23 protein-coding genes are annotated in these 25465 nt (G+C 70.9%); 2 read left to right on the forward strand and 21 right to left on the reverse strand.

The window, feature by feature from the left end:
- Positions 1-24: 24 nt before the first annotated feature.
- The 21 genes from BM051_RS25120 to BM051_RS25225 all read right to left on the reverse strand — a co-directional run bounded on the left by BM051_RS25120 (position 25) and on the right by BM051_RS25225 (position 23327).
- Positions 25-1023, reverse strand: a complete 999-nt coding sequence (locus BM051_RS25120) for a polyprenyl synthetase family protein (RefSeq protein ID WP_092535725.1) — start codon at positions 1021-1023, stop codon at positions 25-27.
- A 235-nt stretch (positions 1024-1258) separates the two neighbouring features.
- The gene (locus BM051_RS25125; RefSeq protein ID WP_134046367.1) at positions 1259-1654 is read right to left on the reverse strand and encodes a hypothetical protein; all 396 of its coding nucleotides are present in this window, start codon (positions 1652-1654) and stop codon (positions 1259-1261) included.
- A gap of 157 nt (positions 1655-1811) precedes the next feature.
- The gene (locus BM051_RS28715) at positions 1812-3110 is read right to left on the reverse strand and encodes a methyl-accepting chemotaxis protein (protein ID WP_134046365.1); all 1299 of its coding nucleotides are present in this window, start codon (positions 3108-3110) and stop codon (positions 1812-1814) included.
- Positions 3110-3424 carry a hypothetical protein gene (locus tag BM051_RS28720; RefSeq protein WP_134046363.1) on the reverse strand — a complete coding sequence of 105 codons (315 nt, stop codon included), beginning with the start codon at positions 3422-3424 and terminating at the stop codon, positions 3110-3112. Before BM051_RS28720 ends, BM051_RS28715 begins: the two co-directional genes overlap by 1 nt.
- 181 nt (positions 3425-3605) lie before the next feature.
- Positions 3606-5174, reverse strand: coding sequence for an NADH-quinone oxidoreductase subunit NuoN (gene nuoN, locus BM051_RS25145; RefSeq protein ID WP_092535478.1), 1569 nt, complete (start codon positions 5172-5174; stop codon positions 3606-3608).
- Between the two features lie 4 nt (positions 5175-5178).
- Entirely contained in the window at positions 5179-6729 is a 1551-nt protein-coding gene (locus BM051_RS25150; RefSeq protein ID WP_092535481.1) for an NADH-quinone oxidoreductase subunit M, read from the reverse strand.
- On the reverse strand, positions 6730-8625 hold the full coding sequence (nuoL, locus tag BM051_RS25155) for an NADH-quinone oxidoreductase subunit L (protein ID WP_092535484.1): 1896 nt from the start codon (positions 8623-8625) through the stop codon (positions 6730-6732). It lies immediately after the preceding gene.
- 20 nt (positions 8626-8645) lie between these two features.
- The gene (gene nuoK / locus BM051_RS25160; protein WP_092535487.1) at positions 8646-8945 is read right to left on the reverse strand and encodes an NADH-quinone oxidoreductase subunit NuoK; all 300 of its coding nucleotides are present in this window, start codon (positions 8943-8945) and stop codon (positions 8646-8648) included.
- The gene (locus BM051_RS25165) at positions 8942-9799 is read right to left on the reverse strand and encodes an NADH-quinone oxidoreductase subunit J (RefSeq protein WP_092535490.1); all 858 of its coding nucleotides are present in this window, start codon (positions 9797-9799) and stop codon (positions 8942-8944) included. The genes nuoK and BM051_RS25165 overlap by 4 nt, the downstream gene beginning before the upstream one ends.
- Positions 9796-10434, reverse strand: coding sequence for an NADH-quinone oxidoreductase subunit NuoI (nuoI, locus tag BM051_RS25170; protein WP_243859813.1), 639 nt, complete (start codon positions 10432-10434; stop codon positions 9796-9798). The genes BM051_RS25165 and nuoI overlap by 4 nt, the downstream gene beginning before the upstream one ends.
- Positions 10435-10478: 44 nt before the next feature.
- Positions 10479-11807 carry an NADH-quinone oxidoreductase subunit NuoH gene (gene nuoH / locus BM051_RS25175; protein ID WP_092535728.1) on the reverse strand — a complete coding sequence of 443 codons (1329 nt, stop codon included), beginning with the start codon at positions 11805-11807 and terminating at the stop codon, positions 10479-10481.
- A 29-nt stretch (positions 11808-11836) separates the two neighbouring features.
- A complete protein-coding gene (locus BM051_RS25180; RefSeq protein ID WP_092535493.1) occupies positions 11837-14335 on the reverse strand; it encodes an NADH-quinone oxidoreductase subunit G in 2499 nt (832 codons plus the stop codon).
- Positions 14332-15633 carry an NADH-quinone oxidoreductase subunit NuoF gene (nuoF, locus tag BM051_RS25185; protein WP_092535496.1) on the reverse strand — a complete coding sequence of 434 codons (1302 nt, stop codon included), beginning with the start codon at positions 15631-15633 and terminating at the stop codon, positions 14332-14334. Before nuoF ends, BM051_RS25180 begins: the two co-directional genes overlap by 4 nt.
- A 1-nt stretch (position 15634) precedes the next feature.
- Positions 15635-16510 carry an NADH-quinone oxidoreductase subunit NuoE gene (gene nuoE / locus BM051_RS25190; protein ID WP_092535499.1) on the reverse strand — a complete coding sequence of 292 codons (876 nt, stop codon included), beginning with the start codon at positions 16508-16510 and terminating at the stop codon, positions 15635-15637.
- Positions 16507-17889 (reverse strand): NADH-quinone oxidoreductase subunit D, encoded by a 1383-nt coding sequence (locus BM051_RS25195; RefSeq protein ID WP_092535502.1) that lies wholly within the window; start codon positions 17887-17889, stop codon positions 16507-16509. The genes nuoE and BM051_RS25195 overlap by 4 nt, the downstream gene beginning before the upstream one ends.
- Positions 17886-18647: an NADH-quinone oxidoreductase subunit C gene (locus BM051_RS25200; RefSeq protein ID WP_092535505.1), complete on the reverse strand. Its 762-nt coding sequence runs from the start codon at positions 18645-18647 to the stop codon at positions 17886-17888. The genes BM051_RS25195 and BM051_RS25200 overlap by 4 nt, the downstream gene beginning before the upstream one ends.
- 6 nt (positions 18648-18653) lie before the next feature.
- Positions 18654-19205 (reverse strand): NuoB/complex I 20 kDa subunit family protein, encoded by a 552-nt coding sequence (locus BM051_RS25205; RefSeq protein WP_092535508.1) that lies wholly within the window; start codon positions 19203-19205, stop codon positions 18654-18656.
- A gap of 16 nt (positions 19206-19221) precedes the next feature.
- Positions 19222-19635 carry an NADH-quinone oxidoreductase subunit A gene (locus tag BM051_RS25210; RefSeq protein ID WP_092535731.1) on the reverse strand — a complete coding sequence of 138 codons (414 nt, stop codon included), beginning with the start codon at positions 19633-19635 and terminating at the stop codon, positions 19222-19224.
- A 555-nt stretch (positions 19636-20190) separates the two neighbouring features.
- Positions 20191-21480: a geranylgeranyl reductase family protein gene (locus BM051_RS25215; RefSeq protein WP_092535511.1), complete on the reverse strand. Its 1290-nt coding sequence runs from the start codon at positions 21478-21480 to the stop codon at positions 20191-20193.
- 143 nt (positions 21481-21623) lie between these two features.
- Positions 21624-22316 carry a demethylmenaquinone methyltransferase gene (locus tag BM051_RS25220; RefSeq protein WP_092535514.1) on the reverse strand — a complete coding sequence of 231 codons (693 nt, stop codon included), beginning with the start codon at positions 22314-22316 and terminating at the stop codon, positions 21624-21626.
- A 57-nt stretch (positions 22317-22373) separates the two neighbouring features.
- Complete coding sequence (locus BM051_RS25225; protein WP_092535517.1) at positions 22374-23327, reverse strand: threonine ammonia-lyase; 954 nt, start codon at positions 23325-23327, stop codon at positions 22374-22376.
- 45 nt (positions 23328-23372) lie between these two features.
- Between BM051_RS25225 and BM051_RS25230 the strand changes: the two genes are divergently transcribed.
- Both BM051_RS25230 and BM051_RS25235 read left to right on the forward strand, forming a co-directional pair.
- Positions 23373-24044 (forward strand): GntR family transcriptional regulator, encoded by a 672-nt coding sequence (locus BM051_RS25230; RefSeq protein WP_092535520.1) that lies wholly within the window; start codon positions 23373-23375, stop codon positions 24042-24044.
- A 142-nt stretch (positions 24045-24186) separates the two neighbouring features.
- Positions 24187-25425 (forward strand): YncE family protein, encoded by a 1239-nt coding sequence (locus tag BM051_RS25235; protein ID WP_092535523.1) that lies wholly within the window; start codon positions 24187-24189, stop codon positions 25423-25425.
- Positions 25426-25465: the final 40 nt, after the last annotated feature.

Genomic DNA, 25465 nt, shown 5'->3' on the forward strand with positions numbered 1-25465 from the left:
CATTGCGGGGAGCGCCGCGCCGGCTCAGCGCGTGCGCGCCACGAGATAGTCGGCCACCGACTCACATGCCGCCCGCGCCGGCGAGTCGGGCAGTGTCGCCAGCTCCGTTCTCGCTCGCTGAGCGTAGTCGGCGAGCGTTGTGCGCGCCCGCTCCAACCCGGACGAGTGACGCAACAGCTCGAGCGCCTCCGCCACCAGTGTGTCGTCGGTCAGCGGCTCGGCCAGCAGCTCGACCAGCCGGGAGTCGCGGTTGTCGTCCGCCAGCGCGTAGAGCATCGGCAGGGTCCGCACCCCCTCCCGCAGGTCGGTGCCCTGCGACTTGCCCAGCTCGGTGGAGGGCGAGGCGATGTCGATCACGTCGTCGGAGATCTGGAACGCGGTGCCGATGATCTCACCGAAGCGGGTCAGCGCCGTGACGTGCTCGGCGGGGGCGCCGGAGAACATGCCGCCGAACCGGCCGGCGGTGGCGATCAGCGAGCCGGTCTTCTGCGCGATCACGCTGAGGTAGTGCGCCACCGGGTCCTCGCCCTCGCCGGGGCCGACCGTCTCCCGCATCTGCCCGGTGACCAGCTCGCCGAACGTCTCGGCGATGATCCGGGCCGCGTCGGTGCCGAGGTCGGCCACCAGCCGGGAGGCGTGCGCGAAGAGGAAGTCGCCGGTGAGGATGGCCACCGTGTTGTCCCACCGGGCGTTGACGCTCGGGGCGCCGCGCCGCATGGTGGCCTCGTCCATGACGTCGTCGTGGTAGAGCGTGGCCAGGTGCACCAGCTCGACCGCCGCGGCGGCGGTCACCACCGCGTCCCGACCCCCGGTGCCGAACTGCGCGGCGAGCAGGGTGAACAGCGGGCGAAAGCGTTTGCCCCCCGCCTCGACCAGGTGCAACGCGGCGTCGTTGACCGCCTGGACGTCGCTGCGGACCACCTCGCGCAGCAGCCGTTCCACCCGCTCCAACCCGCCGGCGAGGTCGCGCAGCAGCGCCTCGTCGGTGATCCGCAGGCCCACCGCCTCCCGCAGGCGGTCCATGGCCTGGTCGCGCGGCGTCGCGGCGTTCGCCGCCGGCTCGGCACCGCCGGGCCGCACGGACGTACGTCCCGCCGGGGAGGCGCCATCGGGCGACACTGACACGTCGGCTCCGCCTTTCGGGCCCAGGGTGCACGGTCTCGCGGCAAAGCCTAACGGCACGTCCCCGCACGTCGGCCACCCGATGCTCGGCGGAAGGGGTGACACGCGCGACACCCGATCGGGCGCCGGCAGGCGGTCAAGTGGTGAACAACCAGATGTGCACGACGACCCACACCGGATCACTCCGATCGACCGCGATCCGCCGGAAGACCTGGGACTTCCGGTCACCGCTCGGCGGCAGCACGTCTTCCGTCGTCTCCACCGACTGGGCCTGGCCGAGATCGAAACCGTCGATCGGTGTCATGAAGGGCCCGGGGTCCGGCGTCAGTGGTTCCGTGACGCCGGACCGTTCGAGCAGTTCGCCGACGTCGGCTGGCGGCAGGCCGACAGCCAGTGTGTAGAGCCGGTCCAAGCCGCCCGTGTGCCGAACCCCCAGCACCCGGGCTGAGTCTGGCAGGACGAGTCCGCCGAACCGCATGGCCTCAGCCGCAGTCGCCTCGTCCGTCGTTGCCTGGTCAGCGTCGCTGGGCAACCGACTCCCTCCCTCCCGCTGTGGCCCGCATCCCGACACCGTAGCCGTGACGACCGTCGCGAGAAAGCCGATCACGATGAGACAGAGCAACGTAGCGCGCCCGACTGACCGTCGCTGCTCCTCCCGGTGGACATGCCTCACTTTCAAGCGCAAGGCTCTACCTCCCGGGGTCGGTTCTGGTTCCGGATCGACTGTCCGCAGCCTCCGGAAAGTCCGGCCGCTCTCCACGCTCGGGCAACGTGCCCGAATAGTGCTTTACGTCCGTGGAACCAGATACGTCGAACTCCTGGGCAACGCCGGCGCGGTGCATCTCTGCCATCTTTTCGTCCGTGATGGTGATCGGTCCTATCTCGGTCTGTTTGCCACCATCCCAGTTGTACCGGTCGAAGACGTGCGTCTTGTAGTCGACCTCGACACGCGGCTGGCCGCCAGGCACCTCTGGTGGATGAACGGTAGCGACTCCTGTCACAGAGTACTGCACACCGCCCAGCGCATAGTACCAGTCCTTGCTGCCTTCAGGTGCTATGTATTCGCCCTTCCACCCGCTACTGAATGCCACGGGCTTGCCGTAGTCACCGGCAATGGCCACCTCATCAGAAATGCGACGAAGTTCAGCCGCTGTCGTCTTATGAACCTGAGCCTCGAACCTCGGCACATCACGCATCATCTCGTCCGGATCTACCGATAACCGTTCTCCGCTGTTTCCGAGGTAGTGCATCAGGTGTTTCGACGCATGCGTCCACCCTATCGAATCCGCGAGGGCTGCTGCATTGATGGCCATGAGCTTCGTGGCCTCGTCATCGCCGCGGGTGTACCAAGGATCGACGCCATGGGGTCCGGCACCGGGATCGGTAGGCGGATCGGGAGGTGGTCCAGGTATCTCGGGCTTCCCGAAGGCGGCGCCAGCGGCAGCCGCGGCTGCCAGGGTGGTAGCACCGCCGTCACCGATTCCACCCCGTTCAGCAGTGCTCAGTATCTTCGCGAGCGAGTCGTCGATTTCGTTCGCTCTACGGACGACGCTCTCGACACCGTCCAACAGTTCAGCTTTGATCCGCCGACGCTCCTCGTTGATCGCCTCCCGCTGGCCGGACGGCACCTCCGCGGGCGGTCCTGGGTCTACCACGCTTCCGTGGTCGCTGATCACCATGCTGTGAGCCTCAGCGAGGCCGTCAGTGTCCTTGACCAGCCGTTCCAGTTCCATCACAGCATCGGCAGCCTCCACCAGCGCCGCTCGAACCGCGCTGACCTCGCTCACCTTGTGCTCGATTCGGTCACTCAACTGAGCAAGCTGGTGTCGGGCTTCTTCCGCCGCGTCACCGCTCCAACCCGCGGGATTAGCTGAACTCAGCAGTTCGTTGGCAAGCCTGAACATCTGGTCACTGCACGCCTTGAGCTCTTGTTCAGCAACATCCAGTGGTCCTGATCGCCACCCACGGACTTCTCCGTAGCTGGCCATCAGACGGGCCTCACCTGTCCGGTTCGGTCGAACCGGATGTCGGCCTCCGCTGCCTCCTCGTTCGTGATGTAGTGCTCACGCGCTTCGTGCAGCTTCTCACCATGTTCGCCAGCCCGTTGGCCGAGTTCGTCGACCTGCGCCTTCCAGGCGGCCGCCAGCGAGGCCGCGACCTGCGCGGCCCGGCTGCCCGGCATTGCTTCGGCCACTCGTCGCAGTCCTGCGGACAGATCGATCGCGGCGAGCTGTGCACTCAGGCTGCTAGCAGCCTTCCCCGCTGCGGCGAGTTCGTCCAACGTGATCTTGTAGCCCGTCATACCTAACCCCCTGTGCCACCTGGGACGAAGGATACGTTGGAGTGCTCCCGTCCGGTGGCGGCTTGCGCTCGGGCCACTCCGTTGCCGTAGCCAACGGTCACTCGACGTAGACGGCGTACCTCGGCCACCCGATGTTCGGCGGAAGGGGTGACACGCGCGACACCCGATCGGGCGCCGGGGGTCAGAAGGAGAAGCCGCCAGCGCCGGCCCAGTCGAGGGCGAAGGTCGGAGCGACGCCGAGCAGCAGGGTCACCACGACGCCGAGGGTGATGGCCGCCGTCGTGAACGCGCCCGGCACGCTCACCGTCGGCCCGTCCGTCGCCGGCTCGGAGAAGTACATCAGCACGATCACCCGCAGGTAGAAGAACGCCGCGACGGCGCTGGCCACCAACGCGATCACCACCAGCGGGGCCATCCCGTCGGCCAGCGCCGCGGAGAACACCACGAACTTCCCGACGAACCCACTGGTCAGCGGGATCCCGGCGAGGGCGAGCATGAGGAACGTGAACACCCCGGCCACCAGCGGCGACCGCTTCGCCAGTCCGGCCCACGCCGACAGGTGGGTGGCCTCGCCGCCGGCGTCCCGCACGAGGCTGAGCACGCCGAACGCCGCCAGCGTGGTGAACCCGTACGCCAGCAGGTAGAACAGCGTCGCCGTGCGCCCGTCCTCGGTCATCGCGATCGCCCCGATCAGCAGGAACCCGGCGTGCGCGATCGAGGAGTAGGCGATCATCCGCTTCACGTCGGTCTGGGTGAGTCCGAGGATCGCGCCGATCGCCATCGACACGATCGCCACGCCCCACAGCACCCCCCGCCACTCCCAGCTGGTCGACTCGAACCCGACCGAGAGCACCCGCAGGATCCCGCCGAACGCGGCCACCTTGGTGCACGCCGCCATGAACGCGGTCACCGGCGTCGGCGCGCCCTGGTACACGTCCGGCGTCCACGCGTGGAACGGGCCGACCGAGCCCTTGAACAGCAGGCCGACGACGAGCAGCCCGAACCCGGCGAACAGCAGCGCGTCGGACCGGTCGGTGCCGGCCGCGGCGTTGGCGATGTCGGCCAGCTTCACCGAGCCCGCGTAGCCGTACAGCAGCGCGAGGCCGTAGAAGAAGAACGCGCTGGCGAACGCCCCGAGCAGGAAGTACTTGACCGCCGCCTCCTGGGACAGCAGCCGGCGCCGCCGGGCCAGCCCGCACATCAGGTACAGCGGCAGGCTCAGCACCTCGAGCGCGATGAACATGGTGAGCAGGTCGTTCGCCGCGGTGAAGGTCATCATCCCGCCGAGCGCGAACAGCGCCAGCGGGAACACCTCGGTCTGCATACCGGTGGACCCGACCTGCGCGCGGTCCTGGATGGTGCCCGGCCGGATCCCGGCCTGCGCGACGAACGCGCCACCCGGCTCCACCGACCGGTCGGCGATCAGCAGCACCGCGCCCACCGCGAGGGCCAGCAGCGTGCCCCACAGGAACAGCGCCGGCATGTCCACCGACAGCGTGCCGCCGAAGGTCAGCGACCCTCGGTCCGGCGCGCTGCTCACGTAGGCCCCGAGCGCGACCCCGGCGCCGGCCAGCGCGGCCAGGCACAGCGCGACCTGCGCGGACCAACGCTGGTGCCGGGGCAGGAACGCCTCGAGCAGCACGCTCACGCACGCCGCGCCGAGGATGATCAGCACCGGCAGCACCGACGCCCAGTCGATGCCGGGCGCCTCGAGCTGGCCCGGCTGCTGGGCGAGTACGACGTCGAGCATCTTGTCAGTTGCCTTCCTGCACCGAAGCCATGGTGGCCTGCACCGACGGGGTGATGGTGTCCAGCACGGGCTTCGGGTAGAAGCCGAGCCCGATGATCAGCACCACCAGCGGCGCGAGCACCGCGATCTCCCGGACCGACAGGTCCCGGATGGCCTGCTTCGCCCCGCGCTCGGGGGCCATCGCCGTCCCCGGACCCGAGCCGGCGCCGAGCATCGCGTCGCCGCGCACCGGACCGGTCATGATCCGCTGGTAGAGCCACAGCACGTACACCGCGGCCAGCACCATGCCGACCGTGGCGACGATGGCGAACGCCGGCCGGGTCTCGAACGAGCCCAGCAGCACCAGGAACTCGCTGATGAACGAGTTCGTGCCGGGCAGCGACAGCGTGGACAGCCCGGCGATCAGCAGCATCCCGCCGAGGATCGGGGTCACCTTCGCCATGCCGCCGTAGTCGGAGATCCGGGTGGAGCCGCCGCGCTGGGCGATCATGCCGAGCACCAGGATCAGCATGCCGGTGGCGAGGCTGTGGTTGAGCATGTACGACACCGACCCGACCTGCGCCCGCGCGGTGAACGCGAAGATGCCCAGCGCGATGAAGCCGAAGTGGGCGATCGAGACGTAGGCGATGAACCGCTTGAGGTCCCGCTGGCCCGCGGCGAGGATCGAGCCGTAGATCACCCCGGCCACGGCGAGCACCAGCACCAGCGACGCGAGCTCGGCGCTGGCGTCGGGGAACATCGGCAGGCAGTAGCGCAGGAAGCCGAACGTGCCGACCTTGTCCAGCACGCCGACCAGCAGCACCGTCACGCCGATCGGCGCCTGCCCGGCGGCGTCCGGCAGCCAGGTGTGGAACGGCACCAGCGGGGCCTTGATGGCGAAGGCCAGGAAGAACCCGAGGAACAGCCAGATCTGCGTGCCGAGTGGGGCGTCCGACACCACGGTGACCAGCGTGGCCCAGTCGAACGTGCCCTGCCCGAGCTCGTCGGCGGCCAGGGTGTAGGCCCCGATCGCCGAGGCCAGCATGATCAGCCCGCCGAGGAACGAGTAGAGGAAGAACTTCACCGCCGCGTACTGCCGGCGCGGGCCGCCGTAGCTGCCGATGAGGAAGTACATCGGGATCAGCATGATCTCGAACAGCACGTAGAACAGGAACACGTCGGTGGCGGCGAACACCGCGATGGTGAGCGACTCCTGCAGCAGCACCAGCGCCAGGAACGACGCGGCGGTGCGGCCCTCCGGCAGCCGGTCGGTGGAGCGCAGCGCGCCGATCACGATCGGCACCAGCAGCGCGATCACCGCGATCATCACCAGCGCGATGCCGTCCATGCCGAACGAGACGTGGATGCCGAACGCCGGGATCCAGTCCATCGTGGACACCTGCTGCAGGCGGTCGCCGGCCGGCGCGTAGCCGATCCACAGTGGGATCACGAGGGCCAGCTCGACCAGCGAGACGCCGAGCGCGACGAGCGTGGCCAGCCGGTCGTTGGACCGCAGCCCGGTGAGCGCGAGCGCGCCGGCCAGCGGCAGCAGGATGAGTACCAGCAACAGAGTCATCTACAACCTCACCAGCAGCAGTGCCGCGACGAGCAGGAACGAGCCGGCCAGCATGGACAGCGCGTAGGAACGGACGAACCCGGTCTGCAGCCGGCGCAGCCGGCCGGAGCCGCCACCGAACATGGCGGCGATCCCGTTCACCGCGCCGTCCACGCCGCGGTTGTCCAGGAACACGGCGAAGCGGGTGAGCCAGATGCCCGGCCGAGCGACCAGCGTCTCGTTCAGCGCGTTGCCGTACAGGTCCTTGCGGGCGGCCCGAACCACGGCCGACACGTGTCGCGGCCGCTCCACCGGGACGTCCCCGCGGCCGAACAGCAGCCACGCGATCGCCGCGCCGACCAGGGACAACCCGACCGTGAGGATCGGCACCAGCGCGTGCGGGATCGCGCCGTGGTCGGCCTCCGCCAGCGGGCCCAGCGTCGGGACCAGCCAGTTGACCAGCGCGTCGCCCTGGGCGAAGAACAACCCGGCGCCCACCGAGCCGACGGCCAGCACCATCATCGGCACGGTCATCACCGGCGGCGACTCGTGCGGGTGGAACTCGCGCCCGTCGGCCGAGCGCAGCTCCCGCCAGCGCTGCTTGCCGAAGAACGTCATCAGCACCAGCCGGGTCATGTAGAAGCCGGTGATCCCGGCGCCGAGCAGTGCCGCGCCGCCGAACACCCAGCCGCGCCAGCCCTCCTGGCCGAACGCGGCCTCGATGATCGCGTCCTTCGAGTAGTACCCGGACAGGAACGGGAACCCGATGATCGCCAGGTAGCCGAGCCCGAAGGTGGCGAACGTGATCGGCATCGTCCGGTACAGGCCGCCGAACTTGCGCATGTCGACCTCGTCGTTCATGCCGTGCATGACCGAGCCGGCGCCGAGGAAGAGCCCCGCCTTGAAGAAGCCGTGGGTGAGCAGGTGCATGATGCCCAGCGCGTAGCCGAACGGGCCGAGCCCGACGGCCAGCATCATGTACCCGATCTGGCTGACCGTGGAGTAGGCCAGCACCTTCTTGATGTCGTCGTAGGCGCAGCCGATCACCGCGCCGAGCAGCAGGGTGAACGCGCCGACCAGGGTGACCACCAGCCGGCCGGTCTCGGTGAGGTTGTAGATCGGCGCGCACCGGGCGACCAGGTAGACGCCGGCGGTGACCATGGTCGCGGCGTGGATCAGCGCGGAGACCGGGGTGGGGCCCTCCATCGCGTCCGGCAACCACGCCTGCAGCGGGAACTGGCCGGACTTGCCGACCGCGCCGAGCAGGAGCAGCAGCGCGATCGCGGTGATCAGGCCGGGCGAGAGCTCGCCGATCCCGGCGAACACCTCGCGGTAGGACGTGCTGCCGATGTTGGCCCACATCAGGAAGATCGCGATGGCGAGGCCGACGTCGCCGACCCGGTTCATCACGAACGCCTTCTTCGCCGCGGTGGCCGCCGCCGGCCGGCCGGTGTACCAGCCGATCAGCAGGTACGACGCCAGGCCGACGCCCTCCCAGCCGAGGTAGAGGGTGACGAAGCTGTCGCCGAGCACCAGCACCAGCATCGCGGCCACGAACAGGTTCAGGTAACCGAAGAAGCGCCGCCGGCCGTCGTCGTCGGCCATGTAGCCGATCGAGTACACGTGGATCAGCGACCCGACACCGGTGATCAGCAGCACGAACGTCATCGACAGCGGGTCGATCCGCAGGCCGAAGTCGACCTGCAGGGCCTCCACCGGGATCCACGAGAACAGCGTGACGTCCCGAGCCTCGTCGAACGAGCCGCCGAAGAACATGGCGAGGCCGTAGGCGAACGACGCGATGACGGTGGCGCAGCCGAGCAGGTGCCCCCATGCGTTGGTCCGGCTACCGCCGACCAGCAGGACGAGGGCACCGAGCGCGGGGAACGCGACCAGCAGCCACGATGATGCGATCAAGGTCTCCTACCTTCGGTGCCTCAGTACTTCAGCAGGTTCGTGTCGTCGATCGACGAGCTCCGGCGGGTGCGGAAGATCGCCATGATGATCGCCAGCCCGACGACCACCTCGGCGGCCGCGACGACCATCACGAAGAACGCCATCACCTGGCCGTTGATCGAGCCGTTGATCCGGGAGAACGTGACCAGCGACAGGTTCACCGCGTTGAGCATCAGCTCGATGCACATGAACACGACGACGGCGTTGCGCCGCACCAGCACCCCGACCGCGCCGATGGCGAACAGCAGCGCCGACAGCAGCAGGTAGTAGGTCGGTGTCATGGCTGCTCCTCCCCCTTCTCGCCGCGGTCACCGGCCACCAGTGCGCGCGGGTCCGGCGGCGGCACGTCCCCGGCCACCTGTCGGCGCTCCGCCTCGAGCCGGGCGGCCGAGGTGGACTCGATGAGGTGGGACAGCGACTCGGGGGCCACCGAGCCGTCCGGCAGCAGTGCGGGGGTGGCCACCGAGTGCGAGGTGGCGAACACGCCGGGGCCGGGCTTGGGCGATGGCCGCTCGTACTCCCCGCGGAAGCGCGCCTCCACCAGGTCCCGCTGCGAGCGCTTGCCGCGCTTGGCGTGCCGGTCGGTGAACGACAGCACCATCGACCCCATGGCCGCGGTGATCAGCAACGCGGCGGTGAGCTCGAACGGGAACAGGTAGTCGGTGAAGATCAGCCGGCCGAGGCCGGTCGCGCCGCCACCGGCGGGATCGCCGGGGTCGAGCACCGTGGCCGGGGTTACGTCGGCCAGCGCGCGGGTGAGCCCGGTGGCCAGCAGCGCGGCCATGCCGACGCCGAGGACGGCCGCGGCCAGCCGTTGCCCGCGCAACGCCTCGACCACCGAGTCGGAGCTGTCCCGCCCGGCCAGCATCAGCACGAACAGGAACAGCATCATCACCGCGCCGGTGTAGACGATGATCTGGGTGAAGCCCAGGAACGGCGCCTGCTGGACGATGTAGAGCACGCCCAGCGAGAGCATGGTCATCGCCAGCCAGAGCACCGAGTGCACCGCGTTGCGGGAGAAGATCATGCCCAGCGCGCCGGCGAGCGCGACCGGGCCGAGCACCCAGAACGCCACGGCCTCGCCGGTGCTGACGGTCGCCTCGGCGGTGGCCTGGGTGAGTACGGGAACGATCACTGTTCTGACCTCACTCGCCGGTCGGGCTCGCTCAGCGCCATCCCCGAGTCCCCGACGATGCCGGTGGGTGTGGGCATGGCCCGCTCCGCGGAGGTCTCGACCGTGCTGCCGGACGGGACGCCACGGTCGAGGGCGAGCTCGGGGCCCTTCACGTAGTAGTCCTGCTCGGTGTCGCCCAATCGCATCGGGTGCGGCGGCGCCTCCATGCCGGGCAACAGCGGGGCGAGCAGGTCCTCCTTGGTGTAGATCAGCCGCTGCCGGTCGTCGTCGGCCAGCTCGTAGAAGTTGATCATGGTGAGGGAGCGGGTCGGGCAGGCCTCCACGCACAGGCCGCAGCCGATGCAGCGCAGGTAGTTGATCTGGTAGTCCTTGCCGTAGCGCTCCCCCGGCGAGTACCGCTCCTCGTCGGTGTTGTCGCCGCCCTCGACGAAGATCGCGTCCGCCGGGCACGCCCACGCGCACAGCTCGCAGCCGACGCACTTCTCCAGCCCGTCCGGGTGCCGGTTGAGCTGGTGCCGGCCGTGGTAGCGCGGCGCCGCGGGCGCCCCGATCTCCGGGTACTCCTCGGTGGCCACCTTCTTGAACATGTTCGCGAAGGTGACTCCGAAGCCCTTGACCGGATCAAACAGCCCCATGGGAACTCTCCTTGCTCTGCGCGGTGCGGGCGCGGTCGGCGGGCTCAGCCATCGGTGTCCTCGCCGGAATCCGAACCCGAGTCCCTGCCCGAGCCCACGGCCGCGGGTTGTTGCCGGGCCGCGGCCCTCGCCCTGGCCTTCAGCGCCTTCCTGCGCGGGGTCGTCTCCGGCACCTTCAGGTCCAGCGGCGGCAGCGGGTAGCCGCTGCCGACCACCGGCACCGCCTCGGTGTCCCGGACCTCCTTGTCCGGCAGCAGCAGCGTGAGCAGCACCAGCAGCACCAGCACGATGCCGCCGGTGATGAGGATCTGGCCGGTGGTGATCTCGGCGTCGTTGCGGATGGCGCGGATCGCGGCGATCGCCATGAACCACAGCAGCCCGACCGGCACCAGCACCTTCCAGCCCAGCTTCATGAACTGGTCGTAGCGGAACCGGGGCAGCGTGCCGCGCAGCCAGATGAACCCGAACAGCAGCAGGAACACCTTGCCGAAGAACCACAGCAGCGGCCAGAAGCCAGTGTTCAGCACGCCGTCGCCGATCGTGGACAGCGGCCACGGCGCCATCCAGCCACCGAGGAACAGCGTGGTCGCGAACGCCGAGACGATCACCATGTTGACGTACTCGGCGAGGAAGAACATCGCGAACTTCATCGAGCTGTACTCGGTGTGGAACCCGCCGACCAGCTCCGACTCGGCCTCCGGGAGGTCGAACGGCGCCCGGTTGGTCTCGCCGACCATGGAGATCAGGAAGATCACGAAGCTGGGCAGCAGCAGGTAGAAGTACCAGCCGCTCTGCTGCGCGGCGACGATCTCGCCGGTGGACAGCGACTGCGCGTAGAGCACCACGCCGAGGATCGACAGGCCCATCGCGATCTCGTAGGAGATCACCTGCGCGGCCGAGCGGAGCCCGCCGAGCAGCGGGTACGGCGAGCCGGACGACCAGCCGGCCAGCACGATGCCGTACACCCCGATCGCGGAGGTGGCGAGCACGACCAGCACGCTCACCGGCAGCTCGACCAACTGCAGCAGGGTCCGCTCACCGAAGATCGTCACCTCGGGGCCGAACGGGATGGGCGACAGCCCGATCAGCGCGGGCACCGCGGAGATCACCGGCGCCAGGAAGTACACCTTCCGGTCCGCGGTGTCCGGGATCACCTGCTCCTTGAACGGCAGCTTGATCGCGTCCGCGACCGACTGGAAGTAGCCGTTCGGGCCGACCCGGTTCGGGCCGGGCCGGTTCTGCATCCGGCCGATCGCCTTGCGCTCCCAGACGATGAGGAACACCGTCATGATTGGCCCGATCAGCAGGATCACCACGGCCTTGAGCAGGATCAGCCACAGTGGATCGTCGGCGAGCAGCTCGGCCCGGGTCATCGGCTCGTCGAGCTGGGCGAGGAACGCCGTCACTGGTCACCTCCCGGCGCCGTCGAGGCTGGGGCGATGGACACCACGGAACCGTGCCCGGCGCCCAGCACCGCGCGGACCCGGCTGCCGCCGGAGTTGCCCGGCAGCCACACCACGCCGTCGGGCAGGTCGGCGACCTCCACCGGCAGCGTCACCGCGCCGGTGTCGGTGGAGACGGTGACCGTCGAGCCGATCCCGCGCGCGGTGGCCGCGGACATCCTGGCCACCACCGGGCGGGCGGTGCCGGCGAGGTGCGGCTCGTCGTCCTGCAGCCGCCCGTTGTCCAGCAACTGCCGCCAGGTGGCCAGCAGCGCCTGGCCGGGCCCCGGGGTCGACCGGACGGCGGCCGGCACGTCCGGCGCTGCGGCCACCCCGCCGGGGGCCGGGGTGAGCCGGGCGAGGTCGGCGGCGGCCGCGGCCGCGGTCTGGGTGAACAGGTCGGCGTCCATCTCGACGCCCAGCGTGTCCAGCACCCGGCAGTCCGGCAGCACGCCGGTGCCGCCCAGCGTCTCGGCGAACTCGCGGCGGCGGCCCTCCCAGTTGAGGAACGTGCCCGACTTCTCCGGCACCGCGGCGACCGGGAGCACCACGTCGGCATGCTGGGTGACCGCGCTGGCCCGCAGCTCCAGGCTGACCACGAAGGTGTCGCCGGACAGCGCCGCGCGGGCCAGCTCCGGGTCGGGCAGGTCGTCCGGGTCCACCCCGCCGACCAGCAGACCGGACAGCTCGCCGGCGGCGGCCGCGGCGATGATCCCGCGGGTGTCCCGGCCGGGCTCGGCGGGCAGCGCACCGGCCGGAAGGTCCCAGGCGCGCTCCACCTCGGCGCGGGCGTCGGCGTCGACCACGGCCCGGCCACCCGGCAGCAGCGTGGGCAGCGCGCCGGCCTCGACCGCGCCGCGCTCGCCGGCCCGGCGCGGCACCCAGGCCAGCCGGGCACCGGTGCGCTCGGCCAGCCGGTGCAGCGCGGAGAACAGGCCGGGGACCTCGGCGGCCCGCTCGCCGACCAGCACCACGGCGCCGTCCTGGCGAAGCCGCTCGTCGAGGTCGCCGGCGTGGCCCGCGATGCCCTCCACCGCGGCGGCCTCCCCGCCGGGCGGGCAGGCGAGCAGCTCGCCGCTGGTCCTCCGCACCGCCGGCGTCGTCCACTGTCCGATGTGGACGACCTTGGTGCCGTGCTCGCGGGCGGCCTTGCGCAGCCGGAGGAAGACGATCGGCGACTCCTCCTCCGGCTCGAAGGCGACGCACAGCACCACCGGCGCGGTCTCCAGATCGGCGTAGGTCACGCCGGCCTCCGGCGTCCGGCCGACCACCCTGGCGGCGAGGAAGTCCAGCTCCTCGGCGGAGTGCGCGCGAGCCCGGAAGTCGACGTCGTGGGTGCGCAACGCGACCCGGGCGAACTTGGCGTAGGCGTAGGCGTCCTCAACGGTGAGCCGGCCGCCGGGCAGCACGCCGACCCCCCTGGCGTCGCGGGCCCTCGCCAGCCCCTCGGCGGCCATCCGCAGCGCCTCGGTCCACGGCGCCTCCCGCAGCTCACCGGTGGCGGCGTCGCGCACCAGCGGCCGGCGCAGCCGGTCCTCCGCCGTGGTGTAGCGGAAGGCGAACCGGCCCTTGTCGCAGTTCCACTCCTCGTTGACCTCGGGGTCGTTGCCGGCCAGCCGGCGCATCACCTTGCCCCGTCGGAAGTCGGTGCGCTGCGCGCAGCCGGACGCGCAGTGCTCGCACATGCTCGGCGTGGACACCAGGTCGAACGGCCGGGAGCGGAACCGGTACTGCGCGCTGGTCAGCGCACCCACCGGGCAGATCTGGATGGTGTTGCCGGAGAAGTAGCTGTTGAACGGCTTGCCCGCGCTGGTGTGCGAGGCCTGGTGCAGGACATCGGCGGTCTCCGCGGTGCCGATCTGCTGGTGCGCGCCCCGCTCCAGCAGGTCGATGAACGGGTCACCGGCGATCTGGTCGGAGAACCGGGTGCACCGCTGGCACAGCACGCACCGCTCCCGGTCCAGCAGCACCTGCGTGGAGATGGGCAGCGGCTTGGGAAACGTGCGCTTGGTGTCCCGGAACCGGGAGTCCGATCGGCCGTGCGCCATCGCCTGGTTCTGCAGCGGGCACTCGCCGCCCTTGTCGCAGACCGGGCAGTCCAGCGGGTGGTTGATGAGCAGCAGCTCCATCACGCCCTGCTGGGCCTTGTCCGCCACCGGCGAGGTGAGCTGCGTCTTCACCACCATGCCGTCGGCGACGGTCATCGTGCAGGACGCCTGCGGCTTCGGCATCGGCCGGCCGTTCATCTCCGCCTCGACCAGGCACTGCCGGCACGCGCCGGCCGGGTCGAGCAGCGGGTGGTCGCAGAACCGCGGAATGACCGTGCCGAGCCGCTCCGCCGTGCGGATCAGCAGCTCGCCCTTCGGCGCGATGACCTCCTCGCCGTCGATGGTCAGCTTGACGTGCCCCTCGGGAACCGGAGTCTCCGCGACCTCGGGCTTGTCGGGTGCGATGGTCATGAGTTCGCTCCAGCCAGCGCCGGCGTCCGCTCGGCCTTGCTCGGGTGTTGCTTCTCGCACAGGGCGAGGAACTCGTCCCTGAAGTACTCGATGCCGCTGGTGATCGGGCTCACCGCGCCGTCACCGAGCGCGCAGAACGAGCGGCCGAGGATGTTGTCGCAGACGTCGAGCAGGGTGTCGATGTCCTCCTCGGTGCCCCTGCCGGCGACCATCCGCTCCAGGATCTGCGCCAGCCAGTAGGTGCCCTCACGGCACGGCGTGCACTTGCCGCACGACTCGTGCTCGTAGAACTGCGTCCACTTCATCACCGCCCACGGCACCGACACGGTCTCGTTGAAGACCTGCACCGCGGTGGTGCCGAGCATCGACCCGGCCTCGGCCGCGCCCTCGAAGTCCAGCGGCACGTCGAGGTGCTCGGCGGTGAACAGCGGCGTGGACGACCCGCCCGGGGTCCAGAACTTGAGCGGGATCCCGTCCTTCATCCCACCGCACAGCTCGAGCAGCTCGCGCAGCGTGGTGCCCAACGGCGCCTCGTACTGGCCGGGCCGCTCCACGTGCCCGGAGATCGAGTAGATCTTCGGGCCGGGCGACTTCTCGGTGCCCATCTCGCGGAACCAGTCGGCGCCGCCGTTGACGATGTAGGGCACGCTGGCGATGGTCTCCACGTTGTTCACCGTGGTCGGTGCCGCGTAGAGCCCGGCGGCCGCGGGGAACGGCGGCTTGAGCCGCGGCTGGCCGCGCCGGCCCTCCAGCGAGTCGAGCAGCGCGGTCTCCTCGCCGCAGATGTAGGCGCCGGCGCCGGCGTGCACGGTGATGTCGAGGTCGTAGCCGGTGCCGAGGATGTCCCTGCCCAGGTACCCGGCGGCGTAGGCCTCGCGCACCGCGCCGTCCAGCCGGCGGATGCAGTGCAGCGCCTCACCGCGGACGTAGATGAAGCAGTGGTGCGAGCGCATCGCGTAGGCGGCGATGACGCAGCCCTCGATGAGCGAGTGCGGGTCGGCCATCATCAGCGGGATGTCCTTGCAGGTGCCCGGCTCGCCCTCGTCGGCGTTGATCACGAGGTAGTGCGGCTTGTCCTCGTTGGCTGGCATGAAGCTCCACTTCACGCCCGCCGGGAAGCCGGCGCCGCCGCGGCCGCGCAGCCCGGCGTCCTTGACGAGCTGCACCAGCTGCTCCGGGGTGCCGCGCAGCGCCTTGCGCAGCGCGGTGTAGCCCTCCAGCCGCTCGTAGGTTTCCAGCCGCCACGAGTTCGGCGACAGCCAGCGCTTGGTGAGCACCGGCGTGATGGGGTCGGCCATGTCAGCGCCCCTCCTTCTTGCTGTCCAGGGCGGGAAGCGGGACGTCGTCGGCCATCGCGGGCGCCGTCCAGCCGCGGTCGGCGGCCAGCTGCGCGCCGCGCAGCGTCTCCACCGCCTGGGACGGGCCGTCGACGGCCGCCCGGTAGGTCGCGTCGTCCTCCGGGAAGAACCCGGCCAGCTGCAGCTCGGCAGCCTTGAAGTCGGTCAGCGGCGCGCCCCGGGTGGGCGCCGGCTTCTCGCCCCGGCGCAGCGCGTCCACCAGCTCGACCGCGCTGTCCGGGGTCTGCTTGTCGTAGTACTCGTAGTTGACCTGCAACACCGGTGCGAGGTCGCAGGCGGCGAGGCACTCGGCGTGCTCCAGCATGATCGAGCCGGGCTCGCCGGGGGCGCCGGCGACCTCCTCGTGCCCGACCGGCCGGCCGTCCTCGCCGAGGTGCTCGGCCAGCCGTCGGTAGATGGCGTCCCCGCCGAGCGCGGCGCACAGCGTGTTGGTGCACACGCTCACCAGGTGCTCGCCGCACGGCTTGCGCTTGTACATCGTGTAGAAGGTGACCACCGCGCTGACCTCGGCCTCGCTGAGGTCGAGCTGCTCGGCGCAGAACGTGACGCCCGCCTGGCTGACGTAGCCCTGCACGGACTGCACGAGGTGCAGCATCGGCAGCAGCGCCGAGCGGCTTTGCGGGTAGCGGGCGATCAGCTCGCGCGCCCTGGCGACGACGTCCGGCCCGAACACCGAGGTGTCCGGCCGCTCGTCGGTGAGCATGCCCTCCTCGCGCACCGGCGAGATGGCGACGACGTCGGTGTCGCCGCTGGCCGCGGCGTGGGTCTCCCAGCTCTGCCGCGGGCCGGGCTCGGGCGTGGGCGTGGTGTCGGTCATCGGTCCACTCCCCCCATCACGGGGTCGATCGAGGCGATCGCGGCGATCACGTCGGCCACCAGACCGCCCTCGGCCATCGCCGGCATCGACTGCAGGTTCACGAAGCTCGGCTCCCGCACGTGCACGCGCAGCGGCCGGGTGCCGCCGTCGGAGACCAGGTGGTAGCCCAGCTCACCGCGCGGCGACTCGACCGGCACGTACACCTGGCCGGGCGGCACCCGGAAGCCCTCGGTGACCAGCTTGAAGTGATGGATCAGCGCCTCCATCGACTGGCCCATGATCTTGCGGACGTGCTCGAGCGAGTTGCCCATCCCGTCGCTGGAGACGGACAGCTGGGCCGGCCAGGCGACCTTCCTGTCCTCCACCATCACCGGGCCGGGCTCGAGCTTCTTGAGCGCCTGCTTGATGATCCGCAGCGACTGGTGCATCTCCTCGACCCGGATCAGGTAGCGGGCCCAGCAGTCGGCGTCGGTGGAGGTGGGGACGTCGAACTCGAACTCGTCGTAGCAGGAGTAGGGCTCGGTCTTGCGCAGGTCCCACGGCAGGCCGGCGGAGCGCAGCACCGGGCCGGTGACCCCCAGCTCGAGGCAGGCGTCCACCGGAAGGTAGCCGACGCCCTGCAGCCGGTTGCGCCAGATCGGCTGGCCGGTGAACAGCTTGTCGTAGAGCGGCAGCCGCTCGTCCATCACCTTGCAGAACTGGGTGACGACCTCGGAGAAGTCGGCCGGCATGTCCTGGGCGAGCCCGCCGGGCCGGATGAACGCGTGGTTCATCCGCAGGCCGGTGAGGTGCTCCAGCAGGTGCAGGACCTCCTCGCGCTCACGGAAGCCGAGCGTCATCGCCGTGGTGGCGCCGAGCTCCATGCCGCCGGTGGCGATGTAGACCAGGTGCGAGGCGATCCGGTTGATCTCCATGAGCATGACCCGGAGCAGCTGTGCCCGGCGCGGCACCTCCAGGCCGAGCAGCTTCTCCACCGCCAGGCAGTGGCCCATCTCGTTGAACAGCGGCGCGAGGTAGTCCATCCGCGTCACGAAGGTGACGCCCTGGGTCCAGGTGCGGTACTCGCAGTTCTTCTCGATCCCGGTGTGCAGGTAGCCGATGACCGAGCGGAGCTGGGTGACGGTCTCGCCCTCCATCTCCAGCACGAGCCGGAGCACGCCGTGCGTGGACGGGTGCTGTGGCCCCATGTTGATGACCAGGCGCTCGTCGTGCTGGGCGTCCTCGAGGAGGTCGTCCCAGTCGCCGCCGCTGACCGTGTAGACGCGGCCCTCGGTGGTCTCCCGCGCCTCGGCGTAGTCGACGTCGCCGGTGCTGTCCGCTCCGGCGGCGGTGGTGTCGGTGCCGGTGCTCTTCTCGGCGATCTTCTCGCTGCTGCTCACGAGTACGCCCTCCGCTGATCGGGCGGCGGGATCTCCGCGCCCTTGTACTCCACCGGGATGCCGCCCAGCGGGTAGTCCTTGCGCTGCGGGTGCCCGTCCCAGTCGTCCGGCATGAGGATGCGGGTGAGCCCGGGGTGGCCGTCGTAGACGATGCCGAACATGTCCCAGGCCTCGCGCTCCTGCCAGTCCGCCGTCGGGTAGACCTCCACGACGGACGGCACGTGCGGGTCGTCGACATCGAGGGTGACCTCGAGCCGAATCCGGCGCCGGTAGGTCATCGACGTCAGGTGGTAGACCGAGTGCAGCCGCTGCGGCACGTCGACGCCGTAGTCCACACCGGACACCGAGCTGCACAGCTCGAAGCGCAGCCCCGGGTCGTCGCGCAACGTGCGGCAGATCTCCACCAGGTGCTCGCGGCGCACGTAGAAGGTGATCTCGCCGCGGTCGACGGTCACCTGCTGGACCGCCTCGGCCGGGATGCCCCGCTCGCCGAGCGCCGCGAAGAACTCGTCGGCGAAGTCGTCGAACCAGCCGCCGTAGGGCCGCTCGGAGGCGGGCGGGGTGTAGGCGGGCAGCCGCAGGCCGCCGTAGCCGGAGGTGTCGCCGGCGTCGGAGACGCCGAACATGCCCTGGCGCTCCCGGCCGGCCACCACCGGCGCGTGCGCCTCCGCCGGCCGCGCGCCACCGGGCCGCAGCCCCGGGCCTGGCCGCTCGGCGCTGGACAGCTCCCCGCCGGTCTCGGGCTTCTCGTCAGGCATCCGTGCTCACCGCTTCTTCGCGTACTTGATCGACGAGGGGACGAGCTCGGTCTGCTCCCCGCGGGCCGCCTTCAGCGCGGCGCGGCGCGGTCCCAGCGGCTCGTCCTGGATCTTGGCGTGCAGCTTGAGGATGGCGTCGATCAGCATCTCCGGCCGCGGCGGGCAGCCGGGCAGGTACATGTCCACCGGCACGACGTGGTCGACGCCCTGCACCACGGCGTAGTTGTTGAACATGCCGCCGGACGAGGCGCACACACCCATGGCCAGCACCCACTTGGGCTCGGCCATCTGGTCGTAGATCTGCCGCAGCACCGGCGCCATCTTCTGGGTCACCCTGCCGGCGACGATCATCAGGTCGGCCTGCCGCGGCGTGGCGCTGAACCGCTCCATCCCGAAGCGGGCGATGTCGTAGCGCGACCCGCCGACGGTCATCATCTCGATGGCGCAGCAGGCCAGCCCGAACGTGGCCGGCCACAGCGAGTTCTTGCGGCCCCAGTTGACCAGCTTCTCGAGGTTGGCCAACAGGATCCCGTTGGGCAGCTTCTCTTCCAGCCCCATGGCGAGCCCCTCCCTCTCAGTTCCAGTCCAGCCCGCCGCGCAGCCACACGTAGATGTCGGCGATGAAGAAGGTCGCGATGAACAGCACCACCGCGACGACCCCCCACAGGCCCAACGCGTCGGCCGTGACGGCGTACGGGAAGAGGAACACCATCTCGATGTCGAACAGGATGAACAGCATCGCGGTGACGTAGTAGGCGACCGGCATCCGGCCGGCGCCCATGATGGGCTGCGGGGAGGGCTCGATGCCGCACTCGTAGGCCTGCAGCTTCGCCCTGTTGTGCCGGCGCGGGCCGACCAGCGGGCCGAGCAGCACGGAGAACACCGCGAACCCCGCGGCGAGGGCGAACAGCACGACCAGGGGCAGGTACAGGTCGAGGTCGGGCGCGGCGACCCCCTGCGCCAGGTGGTCGGTCGCGTGGAACGTCAGCACGGTCTTGCCTTCCTTTCCGCGCCGCAGTGGCTGGGAGCTCGGACTTCGGGCGCGGTGTGTTGCGACAACCTCGGCCGAACCTTAAGGGAGCTGCATCACACCGCCGAGTGTTAGGGCAGCCTTACACCCGGTGCTCACCACCCCGCTGACCCCGGACGGACGGTCTGGCGCTTGTGAAAACATTCACAATCCTCCGGTCGAAGTTGTGAAGGCGTTCACAAAGCATGGGGCCAGTGTAGGACGCGACTCACACCGTTGTCGCCATCCCCCGTGGTATAAGGGTCACCTAACTTTTCGCCTCGCTCCGGCCCGCTTTCGCCGCCCGCACGCCGAAGACCTGCGGTGAAGCACTCGGCCCCCGGTCGAACCCGCTCCCCCATCCGGCGCTGTGAGGTATGCCACCACCCGCGCTGCCCTGCCATGAAGGCCACCTTGATCGCGCCCCACGCCATGAAGGTGGCCTTCATCGCGTGGGGCGCGTTGGGTGCCACCAAGCCCCCATGGTTGCGTTGGGTGCCACCAAGGCTCCTGGTGGCGGTGGGGCGACGGGGGTCAGGCGCTGGGGGTGAGGCGGGCGGCGAGGGAGATCAGCCGGTCCACCGCGTCGCCGCCGCGGGCGTCGTAGCACCCGGACAGTCCTTTGTAGACCAGCGGGAGAAGTGGGCTGATTCGCAGGCCGTACCGGGTCGCCGCACGCATGACCAGCGGCTTGCCGATGGCCCGCGCGAAGAGGTTGCCGAGCCGGTAGTAGCCGCCCATCAGCTCCTTCAGCGCGCGCGGGTAGCCCTGCAGCGCCCGCTCCCGGGCCGGGCCCTCCGGCCGGGCCAGCGCCTGCACCACGACCTCGGCGGCGAGCTGGGCCGACTCCATCGCGGCGGCGATGCCCTCGCCGTTGAACGGGCTCACCATGCCGCCCGCGTCGCCGAGCAGGAGCAGCCCGTCGCGGTAGTGCGGAGTGCGGTTGAAACCCATCGGCAGGCCGGCCCCGCCGATCCGGCCGACGGCGTTCTCCTCGCGGTAGCCCCACTCCTCGGGGGTCGAGTCCAGCCAGGTGCGCAGCAGCGCGCGGTAGTCGGTGCCGCGGAACGCCTTCGAGGTGGACAGCATGCCGAGGCCGACGTTGACCGTGCCGTCGCCGAGCGGGAAGGCCCAGCCGTAGCCGGGCAGCAGCGTCGGCCGGCGGGGGTCGCTGCGATCCCACAGCTCCAGGTGGCCCTCGATGAAGTCGTCGTCGTGCCGAGGGCTGCGGTAGTAGCGGCGCACGGCCACGCCCATCGGCCGCCGGTCGTCCTTGTCGATGCCCGCGCTCAGCGCGAGCCGGGCGGACACACCGTCGCAGGCGAGCACGAGCGGGGCGCGATAGGTCTCCGGCCGTCTGCCCTCGCCGACTTTCGCCCGCACGCCGACGGCCCGCCCGGTGCGCTCGTCGGTGAGCGCGCCGGTGACCGTGGTGCCTTCCTGCAGCCGGGCACCGGCCTTGACCGCGGTCCTGGCCAGCAGGTCGTCGAAGTCCTGCCGGGTGCGCGCGACGCCATAGGGCGGGTAGCTGGTGAGCTCGGGCCAGTCCAGCTCGAGGGTGAGCTCGCCGGTGATGATCCGCAGGCCGCGGCTGTGCACCCAGCCGGCCTCCCGGCTGGTGTCGATGCCGAGGTCGATGAGCTGCTTGACCCCGCGCGGGGTGAGCCCGTCGCCACAGACCTTCTCCCGGGGGAAGGTGGTCTTCTCCAGCACCAGCACGTCGACACCGGCGCGGGCCAGGTAGGTGGCGGCGGTGGACCCCGCCGGGCCGGCACCGACCACGATGACCTCGGCGTCCTGCCCGGACGCGCGCCCGCTGCTCATGGCGGTCAGTGTACGTCCGGCCGCGCGACGACCGCCGAGCATCGACCGAGCGCCAGCGAGGATGATCGCCGGCGCATCGCGCAGTGTGGACGGTCCGTGCCGCACAGTGACGATGCGCCCGATCACCCTGCGGGATCGCGCGCTCAGGCCTCGGGTTTGCGCGCCCGGTGGATGGCGACGACGCCGAAGGTGAGATTCAGCCACTCCACGTTGGCCCAGCCGGCCGAGGCGATGATCTCGGCGAACTCCCGCTGGTTCGGCCAGGCCAGCATGGACTCGGCCAGGTAGCCGTAGGCGTCCGGATTGGACGAGGAGCGGCGGCCGAGCCAGGTCAGCGCCCGCAGGACGACCCTGCGGTACACCAGCCGGATCGGGGCGAACGGCGGGGTGGACACCTCGCAGATCACCAGCCGGCCGCCGGGCCGCACCACCCGGCGGATCTCCTCGAGCGCGGCCCTGGTGTCGACGAAGTTGCGGATGCCCAGCGAGATCGTCGCGGCGTCGAAGCTGCCGTCGGCGAACGGCAGGCGCAGCGCGTCGGCCGCGACCATGGGCACGCCGCGGTGCCGCCCGGCGCGCAGCATGCCGAGGGAGAAGTCGGCGGCGAGGCACCACGCTCCGCCCTGGGCGTACTCCTCCGTGGACACCCCGGTGCCGGCGGCGAGGTCGAGCACCCTCTCGCCGGGGCGGGCGTCCAGCACGCGGGCCGTGGTCACCCGCCACCGGCGGTCGAAGCCGAAGGTCATCACCGAGTTCGCGCGGTCGTAGCCGGACGCGACGTCGTCGAACATCGCGGCGACCTCGCGCGGGTCCTTGTCGAGGCTGGCGCGGGACATGGCCGTCACATTACGACGCGCCGCCCCGGCCGCGCCGGGCAAACCCGCCGGGCGCGGCTACCCGGCCACCGCCCGCGCCGTGTCCCGGAGCAGGTCGGGGTGCACGTTGGCGCCGGTCAGCAGGGTCGCGGGGCGCCGGCCCGGCAGGTCGTGCCGGGTCAGCGCGGCGATGCCCGCGACGCCCGCCGGCTCGACGAACTGGCCGAGCGTCCCGGCGACCAGCCGCATCGCGGCGCGCAGGTCGTCGTCGGTGACCAGGACGATGTCGTCGACCAGCGCGCGCACCCTGGACATCGACTCGGGAATCGGGACGCCGATGCTGATGCCGTCGGCGATCGTGGTGGACGGGCGGACGACCGGCTTCCCGGCGCGGAAGCTCTCCGCCATGGCGGGCGCCGCGGTGCTGCACACGCCGATGACCCGGACATCCGGCACGACGTGCCGGGCCCAGCGGGCGACACCGGTGATCAACGATCCGTCGCCGACCGGGATCACCAGCAGGTCCGGCGTCTCGGTGGCGAACAGCTCGACGGCGATGGTGCCGGCACCCTCGGCGACGGCCACGTCGCGACCGTCCTCCACCAGCACGGCGCCGGGTTGCCGGCCGCGTTCCCTCGCGGCCTCGTTGAGCTCGTCGGCACCGCCCTGGACGTGGATCAGCGTGGCGCCGAGGGCGCGCATCCTGGCCAGCTTGCCGGGGTTCACCCCCTCGGGGACGAATACCTCGACCGGCATTCCTCGGGCGCGGCCGGCGTAGCCGACGCCCTGCCCGAAGTTGCCGGAGGAGGCACACACCACGGTGCCGTTCACCCCGGTGGCCGCGAGCTCGGCGAGCCGGAAGTCGGCGCCGCGGCCCTTGAAGCTGCGCAGCGGGTTGAGGGTCTCGTTCTTGATCAGCACGTCGCGGCCGAGCGCGGCGCGGAGGTCGGGATCGACGTACTGGGGCGTGTCCCGGAACACCGGGTCGATGTCGGCGGCGGCCTGCTTGATGCGGTCCACGGAGATATCCATGTGCACATCGTATACGATATTCGAGGCACGGTAGGATGTGCGGCCATGAGCACACCCGGCCCGACGACGCCCGTCGCGAGTACGCCGCTCCGCCGCCCCGAGCCACTGCGGTCGGCCGTGTACGAGCGCGTCGTGGAGCTGGTCTCCACGGGTGAGCTGGCGCCGGGCCGGCCGGTGACCGAGGCCGCGCTGAGCCGGTCGCTCGGGGTGTCCCGGACCCCGGTCCGCGAGGCACTGCTGCGGCTGGAGGCCGAGGGTGTGCTGGAGTCCACCCCGGCCAGGGGGTTCACCGTGCGGCCGCTCAGCCCGGGCGAGGCCGCGGAGCTGTACCCCGTCCTGGGCACGCTCGAACGGCTGGCGGTGACCAGCACGCCGCCCGGCGAGGTCGACGTGGCCGCGCTGCGGGAGGTGGACGCCGCGCTGGTCGCCGCCCGGGACCCGGTGCGGCGGTGGCGGCTGGACACCGAGTTCCACGAGCGGATCATGGCCGCCTGCCCCAACCGGAGCCTGCGCGCGCTGGTCTCCGCGCTGCGGGTGCGGCTGTCCCGGTACGAGATCGCCTACATGCGGGTGCGCGACGAAGGCACGTCGGCCTCTCAGCACGAGGAGATCATCGCCGCACTGGCCGGTAGGGACCAGGAACGCGCCGCCGCCGCGATCGAGCGGAACTGGTCGAACTCGCTGCGGTTGGTGCTGGGCTGGTTGGACCAGGACTGACCCCCGGGAGCCCCCGGGGTTGTGATCCGTCACAACAACGCCGCGGGAACCCTGCGTCGCCTCCCAATGTCGCCCGCCACCACCGACCCGCATGCTGGGAGCACGGTTACTCATCGGTAGCCGCGGGAGCGAGGAGGCCACCATGCGGCGAGCCCGGACCCGGCCGGCGGCGCTGGTCGCGGCGATAGCACTGGCCACCACGACCACCGCCGTCCCCGCCGGCACCACGGCCGCCGCGCCGGCGAGCGGCACCCGCCCCGCGGTCTTCGTCGGCAACAACTGGGACGGCACCGCCGACGTCATCGACCCCGACGACCACCGGCGGCTGGCCAGGATCGACATCGTCCCCGACCGCGCCGAGCGGATGCGGGAGATCCACACCGACCCGGTCCGGCTGGCGTACTTCCTCGGCATCCGGACGCTGATCGGCGAGGGTCACGACCAGCTCGTCGACGACATGTTCAGCACCCCCGACGGCCGCCTGCTGATCGTCTCCCGGCCCAGCTTCGGCGACGTCGTCGCGGTCGACCTGCGCGATCGCGGGATCGCCTGGCGGTTCCGGGTGGCCGGCCAGCGCGCCGACCACATGGCCGTCTCCCCCGACGGCGCCACGGTCGCGGTCTCGGCGTCCACCGCCAACGTCGTGCACCTGCTCGACACCCGCACCGGCGCCGAGGTGGGCCGCTTCCCCAGCGGCGACTCGCCGCACGAGAACAACTACTCGCGCGACGGCCGGCGGATCTACCACGCCAGCATCGGCTTCGTGTACACCCCGCTGGACCACCCCGCGCTGGACTCGACCAAGGGGCAGCGGTACTTCCAGGTGGTCGACGCCGAGTCCGCGACGGTGCTCCGGCGGATCGACATGGGGAAGAAGCTGGCCGAGGCGGGCTACCCGAACATGAGCTCGGCCGTGCGGCCGATGGCGCACACCGCCGACGAGCGCTACTTCTACCTGCAGGTCTCGTTCTTCCACGGCTTCGTCGAGTACGACATGGTCGAGGACAGGGTCACCAGGGTGGCGCCGCTGCCCAACCTCGTCCCGGACCTGCCGCGCGAGCGGTACCTGCTCGACTCCGCGCACCACGGCATCGCCATGGACGGCACCGACCGGACGCTCTGCGTCGCCGGCACGATGTCGGACTACGCCGCGATCGTCGACAGGGCCACGTTCCGGCACACCCTCGTCCCCGGCGGCGAGGACGCCAAGCCGTACTGGGCGACCCGCAGCGCGGACGGCCGGCACTGCTACGTGTCGTGGAGCGGCACCGACCAGGTCTCGGTGATCTCCTTCGACACCGCCGAGGAGGTCGCCAGGATCGACGTCGGCGACCACCCGCAGCGCATCCGCACCGGCGTCGTCCCGGCCGACCTGGGCTGACCTGGACCGACCTGGACCGACCTGGACTGACCTGGACCGA

Source organism: Amycolatopsis arida, from assembly GCF_900115565.1.
Classification (GTDB): domain Bacteria; phylum Actinomycetota; class Actinomycetes; order Mycobacteriales; family Pseudonocardiaceae; genus Yuhushiella; species Yuhushiella arida.